The organism is Aquabacterium sp. (assembly GCF_036273115.1).
GTDB lineage: Bacteria > Pseudomonadota > Gammaproteobacteria > Burkholderiales > Burkholderiaceae_C > Aquabacterium.
In genome coordinates, this window is record NZ_DASUIN010000027.1 from 55,399 (window position 1) to 63,108 (window position 7,710).

Below are 7,710 nucleotides of genomic sequence, written 5' to 3' on the forward strand. Positions count from 1 at the left end.
GCTGATGCGAACACTGCGCCCGTGAAAAATCCCCTAATCTAGACGTCATCATTGTGTGAAACGTCTCCATAGGGGCTTCCAAGATGGGTCATCTTTCCTCCGATGCCGGTGTTCGCGCGGCTTCCCAGGCTGCTGCCGAGGTGGTCAACCAGTCCATGCAGGCTCATTTCGGCACGCCCGAGAGTGCGCCGGTCGTGACCCCTCAAAGCGTGGACCAATCCGTTCTGGTGCGCGGCATTGAATTGCAGAATGCTGGCCGCATGGAAGAGGCTGCAGCGCTGTTTCGCAGCTACCTGCAGGCAGTTCCTCATGATGGCGTTGCCACCTATTCGCTGGCCGTGATCATGATGCAGCGGGGCGAAAGCGCTGCTGCGATGGACATGCTGGCCCAGGCTGTGGCTGTCACCCCCGGCTTTGCGCCTTTGTGGATGGCGTATGGCTCGGCCTTGCAAGGCGCGGGTCGCCCAGCGGATGCCCTGATCGCCTATGACAATGCGATCAAACTGAACCCACAGTATGCGGAAGCGCTGATCAACAGCGGTGTGCTGCTGCGTGAGGCCCATCGCCATGTCGAGGCACTGGATCGCTTCCAGCGTGTTCTGGCCTTCAGGCCTGATCACGAAACTGCCCTGGGCAACAGCGGCATCATCCTGACCGAGTTCAAGCGCAGCGAAGAGGCTGTGGCCGTGTTCCAGAAGTTGCTGTCAGTCAAACCCGATTACGACTGGGGCGAGGGTCTGCTGGCCTATGAGCGCCTGCATGCCTGTGACTGGACCGATTTCGACGTCGCCGCCCAGAAGATGGTCGAGGGCATCAAGGCGGGTCGCAAGACCTGCAAGTCTCTGCCTTTGATGGCATTTTCTGACGACGCTCAGGCGCACCAGATCAGCGCGCAGCTGTTTGCCGCACGTTTCCCTGCACGCGCTCCGTTGTGGACGGGCGAGCGCTACCGTCACAAGAAGATCAAGCTGGCCTATGTGTCGCCAGACTTGCGTGAGCACCCAGTTGGCCACCTGATGGCGGGTATTTTTGAGCGTCACGATAAAAATCGCTTCGAAACCATCGCCATTTCGCTGGGCATTGACGACAACAGCCGCTTGCGCCACCGCATGACCGCCTGCTTCGACCATTTTGTCGACGCACGCCTGATGCATGCAAAAGACATTGCCAAGTTGATGCGCGACATGGAAGTGGACGTGGCGGTCGATCTGGCCGGCTACACCGCCGACTCCCGCACCGATGTGTTTGCCTATCGCCCTGCGCCTGTGCAGGTGAACTACCTGGGCTATCCCGGCACCATGGGTACGTCCTACATGGACTACATCATTGCAGACCGCTTCGTGATTCCGGCCGAACACCAGCAATTCTTCAATGAGAAGGTGGTCTATCTGCCCGACGCCTATCTGCCCACCGACACCGGCTTGCAGATTGCCGACACCACGCCCACTCGCCAGGAATGCGGCCTGCCTGACGAGGGCATCGTGTTTTGTTCGTTCAGTCACGACTACAAGATTTCGCCCCCGTTGTTCAACGTGTGGATGCGTTTGCTGCAGCAAGTGCCTGGCAGCGTGCTGTGGCTCATGTCGCGCAGCGAGGTGTCACAGCGCAATTTGCGCCAGGAAGCGGCCAAGCGTGGAGTGGACCCAGAGCGTCTGATTTTTGCCAAGCGCGTGCCGCGTGTGGAAGATCACCTGGCGCGCTATCGTCAGGCGGACATTTTCCTGGATACCCATCCCTACAACGCGCACACTACGGCTGCCGATGCCTTGATGGCGGGCTTGCCTGTGGTGACCTTCCTGGGCGGTGCTTTCCCTGCACGGGTGGCTGCCAGCTTGCTCAACGCCATGGGCATGCCGGAGTTGGTGGCTGATTCGCCCGCAGGCTATGAGGCCTTGGCCTTGCATCTGGCGAGCAACCCGGAAGTACTGAAAGGCGTGAAAGCCAAATTGGCCTCACATCGTCATACCCATGCGCTGTTCGATACCGATCGGTTTTGCCAGAATCTGGAGGCGATCTACACCGCCATGTGGCGCCAGGCCGAGCTGGGTGGTGCGCGTGACGCACTGAGCCACGCTTGAAGGAGTTGAGATGAGTTCCTGCGCGATCGTCATTCCCATCTACAAGCCCGGTCTGGACGAGATGGAGCAGTTTTCACTGGACTATTCGCTCGCTCGTCTCGCGGCTGGCCGAACCTGCTATTTCATTGCGCCCGCCTCCTTGGATGTGTCGTTTTACATGACACGCTACCCTGGCGTGGGTCTGGTTCGCTTTGCAGACGAGTACTTTGCGTCCATTCAAGGCTACAACCGCTTGTTGCTGCACCCAGGCTTCTACCAACACTTCATGGATCACGAGTTCATGCTGATCTTGCAAACCGATGCGGTTTTGCTGCGCGACGAGCTCGATGACTGGTGTGCCAAGCCCTATGACTATGTGGGCGCACCTTGGCCCGATGGGCTTGAAATCATGGTCAATGTGGATGCCTTCTCGGGTGACAAACGCAAGCGCGTGAAAACCCATGTGGGCAATGGCGGCCTGAGCCTGCGTCGTAACGCCGCCTGCGTGCGCCTCTTGAATGAATTTCCTCAGGCCACGCAGATGTTCGTGCAGACGGGGTCGAGCGAAGACATCTTCTTTGCGATCATGGGCTCGCAGTCCAATGACTTCCTGGTGCCCAATGAGCGAGTGGCTTCTCACTTCGCGCTGGAATTGCGCCCTGAGTATTACTACGCCGTCAATGACAACCTGGCCCCCATGGGCGGGCATGCCTGGTGGCGCTACAACCAGGCTTTTTGGGAAACCTTGCTGGAAGAGGCTCCCCCGCGCGCTGTCGGGCGCTATGCGGTGCGCCCGCCGGCCATGCCGGCGATTGAGGCGGCCCACATCTGAGCGCCCAAATCTGAGCACATTTGCCTGATCTGAGATGGCCCCTTCGGGGGCCATTTTTTTTGCCCCGAAGACTGCGCCCCCTGACAGGCAAGGGCAGGGCAAAAAAAAACCGGTGGCCAGAGCCACCGGTTTTGCCATCCTGTATCAGCCGATCAGATCAGCGGATGGTTATTTTGCTCGTCGATCAGCTTGGTCGGATCAGTGGTCACCAGGGTGACCTCGGTGTGGACGACCTGGGTGGTGATCTCCACATTCAAGGTGCCGCCTGCGCTCGCCATCAAGTCATGCCCTGGGTCTGCCAGCAGATCGCCCGCAGAGACGCTGAGGTGCGTGGTTGTGGTCGTCGAGTCAACCGCCACCGTGGCCGTGGTGTGCTCGGTGGTGCCGCTGGCCGTACCAGCCTGTACCGCAGCCTGATGGGCTTCGGTGGCGCCGGTCTGGGCGGTGTTGCTCGAAGTGTCCACATGCGTGGCTTCGGCGGCAGGGGCCTTGGCGAACCACACGTCGGCGACAGCGTGGTTGGCGCCGTCAGCGGTTTTGTAGCTCGAGGTCAGACCCAGCAGGTTGCCGTTGTTCATCTCGGTACCGGTCTGGCTGTGCAGGTCGATCTCGATGATGCCCAGGCTGGCCAGCGAGTGCAGTTCACCACCGTCGGTCACACCGTTGCCATTGGCGTCCACCCACACCTTGAGTTCGCTGTAGTGCGTATCCAAGGTGGTGAGCTTGCCGTCGTGGTTGGTGTCTTCCAGACGCATTGCGGTGTAGCCATCGCCAGCATTGTGGCCATCGGCGGTCTTGGTGGCCGCACCGAACAGCTCGCTGCCGTCGTTGATCTTGCCGTCGTGGTTGCGATCCATCACCAGCAGACCATCGGTCTTCGAGACCCAGCCTGCCTGGACTTGGTGACCGGTGGCCAGCAGATCGAACTGAACCCCGTGTGCCGCGTCAACAGTCTGGATGCCGTTGCCGTCCAGATCCAGCACGATGGGCGAGATACCTGACAGCGCGTTGGTCTGTTCGGTCGTCAGCGCATTGAACTGGGTCGAGGTCAGCGCCGCGGCTTGGACCATGCTCCACGATGCCAGATCGGTGGTCTCGATTGCGGCCACCTGATCGGTGGTCATGGCCTGGATCTGCGTGGTCGTGAACTCATGGAACTGCGCGGTGTTGAGCGCCGCGATGTCTGAGGTATCGAGTGCCGCGATCTGGGCTGTGTTGAAGCCGTGGATCTGGGTTGTGGTCAGGGCGCCGATGTCCGTCGTGTCGAAGGCATTGACCGCCGAGGTGGTCAGGGCCGCAATCTGGTTGCTCGACAAGGTGCGGATGTCGGTTGTGTCCATGGCCGCGATGTCAGCCGTGTTCAGTGCCGAGATGGCCGAGGTGCTGAGCGCCGCGAAGTGCGAGGTGTTCAACGCCACGATCTGATCGGTGCTCAGGGCTGCCACGTCACTGCTGTCGAACACGGCGACTTGGGCGGTGCTGAGGGCACCGATATCGGTCGTGGTCAGGGCAGCGATGTGGGTGGTCTCCATCGCGTTGATCTGAGTGGTGCTCAGCGCGGCCACCTGGGTCGATGTCATCACATGCACCTGATCGGTGGTCAGGGCGTGGATGGCGTCGGTGCTCAGGGCGCGTACTGCAGCCGTGGTCAGCTGGGCGATGTCGGTGGTCTCAATCGCGGCCACTTGGGCCGTATCGAGAACCGCCGCCTGTGCCGAGCTCAGGATGGCCAGATCGGTGCTTTCCAGCGCGGCGATCTGAGCCGTGTTCAGTTCACCCACTTGTGTGGTGCTCAGGGCCGCGACTTGGGCGGTGGTCAGCGCCTGGACTTGCGCCGTGTCGAGGCCAACCAGTGAATTGGTGTTCAGGGCGCGGATGTCCGTGGTGGTCATCGCACTGATGTCCGTGGTTTCGATGGCACCCAGCTGGCTGCTGTTGAGTGCAGCGGCTTGGGTGGAAGTCATCGCGGCCAGATCAGTGCTTTCCAACGCGGCGATCTGAGCGGTACTCAGTGCCGAGACTTGGTTCGTGTTGAGCGCGGCCACTTGAGCAGTGGTCAGCGCGGCAATCTGAGTGGTCGTCAGAGCGTTGATCGCAGCGGTGTTCATCTGCTGGATGGCCGAGGTGGTCAGCGCAGAGATGTCTGTCGTTTCGATCGCGGCAGCCTGTGCCGTGTTCAGCGCAGCAGCCTGGGTCGAGCTCAGGGCGTTGATCTGAGTCGAGGTCAGAGCAGCCACCTGGGCGGTGTCCAGACCGGTCAGTGCGGTGGTGGTCAGCGCACGGATGTTGGCCGTGTTCAGCTGGCTGATGTCTGTGGTTTCCAGCGCTGCAGCTTGGGTGCTGGTGAAGACCGCCACCTGAGCCGAAGTCAGCGCAGCGGTATCCGTGCTTTCCAGCGCGGCGATTTGCGCTGTGGTCAGCCCTTGGACCTGGGTGGTCGACAGAGCCACCACTTGGGCGGTGGACAGTGCAGCGATCTGATCGGTGCCCAGGGCATTGACCGCGGCGGTACTCAGGGCGCGGACAGCCGCGGTGCTGAGTTGGCCGATGTCAGTGGTCTCGATGGCCGCTGCCTGTGCGGTGTTCAAGGCGGCAGCTTGGGTCGAGGTCAGATTGCCGACCTGAGTCGAGCTCAGGGCCGCGATCTGGGCCGTTGTCAGACCGGTGACAGCCTGGGTTGTCAGCGCACGGATGTTCGTGGTGTTGAACTGTGCGATGTCGGTGGTTTCGATCGCTGCGGCCTGGGCACTGTTGAGTGCTGCGACCTGGGCAGAAGTCAGAGCCGCTGCGTCGGTGCTTTCCAGCGCTGCAATTTGGGCGGTGGTCAGGCCTTGGACCTGGGTGGTCGACAGCGCGGCAACCTGTGCGGTGTTCAAGGCTGCGATCTGATCGGTACCCAGGGCATTCACTGCTGCGGTCGACAGGGCGCGGACCGAGGCGGTCGACATCGCGGAGATGTCGGTGGTCTCGATGGCCGCGGCCTGTGCGGTGTTCAGCACGGCAGCCTGAGCCGAGGTCATCGCAGCCAGGTCGGTGCTTTCCAGAGCGGCCACCTGAGCGGTGGTCAGGGCTTGAACCTGGTTGGTGCCCAAGGCCACGACTTGAGCGGTGCTCAGCGCAGCGATCTGATCGGTGCCAAGGGCGTTCACAGCCGCGGTGCTGAGGGTACGGACAGCCGCAGTGCTGAGTTGGCCAATGTCGGTGGTTTCGATCGCAGCGGCTTGTGCCGTATTCAGCGCGGCAGACTGGCTAGAGGTCAGGGCACCGATCTGAGTCGAGGTCAGCGCGGCGATCTGGGCCGTGGTCAGGCCAGTCAGGGCTGTGGTGGTGATGGCGCGAACGTCGGTCGTGTTGAGCAGGCTGATGTCAGTCGTCTCAATCGCGGCAGCCTGGCTGCTGTTCAGTGCGGCCACCTGGGCCGAGGTGAGGTTAGCCAGGTCGGTGCTTTCCAGCGCGGCAATCTGCGCGGTGGTCAGGCCTTGGATCTGGGTGGTCGACAGTGCCACGACTTGCGCGGTGGTCAGCGCGGCAATCTGGTCGGTACCCAGTGCGTTGACGGCGGCGGTGGTCAGGGCGCGGACCGAGGCAGTCGACATCGCGGAGATGTCGGTGGTCTCGATGGCGGCGGCCTGAGCGGTGTTCAGCACAGCCGCTTGAGCCGATGTCATCGCAGCCAGGTCGGTGCTTTCCAGTGCGGCCACTTGTGCCGTGGTCAGGGCCTGGACCTGGGTGGTCGCCAGGGCCACCACTTGCGCGGTGGTCAGGGCGGCGATCTGGTCAGTGCCCAGAGCGTTCACAGCGGCTGTGCTCAGGGTTCGCAGAGCGGCGGTGGTCAACTGACTGATGTCACCGGTTTCCAGCGCAGCGGCCTGGGCCGTGTTCAGTGCGGCCGACTGTGTCGAGGTCAGTGCATTGACCTGCGCGGTGTTCAGCGCGGCAATCTGGGCGGTATCCAGTCCGGTGATGGCGGTGGTGCTCAAGGCACGCACGTTCGTCGTGTTGAACTGGCTGATGTCGGTCGTTTCGATGGCTGCAGCCTGGGTGCTGCTCAGCGCGGCAACCTGGGCGGAGGTCATGCTGGCCACATCCGCGGTGGTCAGGGCCGCCACGTGTGCGGTGGTCAGTGCCTGAACCTGGGTGGTTGACAGGGCAGAGACTTGAGCCGTGGTCAGCACCGCGATCTGATCCGTACCGAGTGCGTTGATGGCGGCGGTGGTCAGGGCGCGAACCGAGGCGGTCGACATGGCCGACAGGTCGGTGGTTTCAATCGCTGCGGCTTGTGCCGTGTTCAGGGCTGCCGCCTGGGTCGAGGTCAGGGCACCGATCTGAGTCGAGGTCAGGGCGGCGACTTGCGCGGTGGTCAGACCTGTCAGGGCGGTGGTGGTGATGGCACGGACGTCAGTTGTGTTGAGCTGACTGATGTCGGTGGTCTCGATCGCGGCGACTTGGGCGCTGTTCAGTGCCGCCACTTGAGCCGAGGTCATCGCAGCCAGGTCGGTGCTTTCCAGTGCCGCAATCTGCGCGGTGGTCAGGCCTTGGATCTGGGTGGTCGACAGCGCCACGACTTGCGCGGTGGTCAGCGCGGCAATCTGGTCGGTACCCAGTGCGTTGACTGCGGCGGTGGTCAGGGCGCGGACCGAGGCGGTCGACATCGCGGAGATGTCGGTGGTCTCGATGGCGGCGGCCTGAGCGGTGTTCAGCACAGCCGCTTGAGCGGATGTCATCGCAGCCAGGTCGGTGCTCTCCAGTGCGGCCACTTGTGCCGTGGTCAGGGCCTGGACCTGGGTGGTCGACAGGGCCACGACTTGCGCGGTGGTCAGT

General features: G+C 62.4%; 3 protein-coding genes. 2 read left to right on the forward strand and 1 reads right to left on the reverse strand.

Features of this window, described 5'->3' with window-relative positions; all coding sequences use genetic code 11:
* Positions 1-83: 83 nt before the first annotated feature.
* Complete coding sequence (locus VFW72_RS11965; RefSeq protein ID WP_329674526.1) at positions 84-2,078, forward strand: tetratricopeptide repeat protein; 1,995 nt, start codon at positions 84-86, stop codon at positions 2,076-2,078.
* A 10-nt stretch (positions 2,079-2,088) separates the two neighbouring features.
* Complete coding sequence (locus VFW72_RS11970; RefSeq protein WP_329674527.1) at positions 2,089-2,889, forward strand: DUF5672 family protein; 801 nt, start codon at positions 2,089-2,091, stop codon at positions 2,887-2,889.
* A 152-nt stretch (positions 2,890-3,041) separates the two neighbouring features.
* On the opposite strand, the gene VFW72_RS11975 is transcribed toward VFW72_RS11970, so the two are convergent.
* The gene (locus VFW72_RS11975) at positions 3,042-7,709 is read right to left on the reverse strand and encodes a heme utilization protein (protein WP_329674528.1); all 4,668 of its coding nucleotides are present in this window, start codon (positions 7,707-7,709) and stop codon (positions 3,042-3,044) included.
* Between the last annotated feature and the right edge of the window lies 1 nt (position 7,710).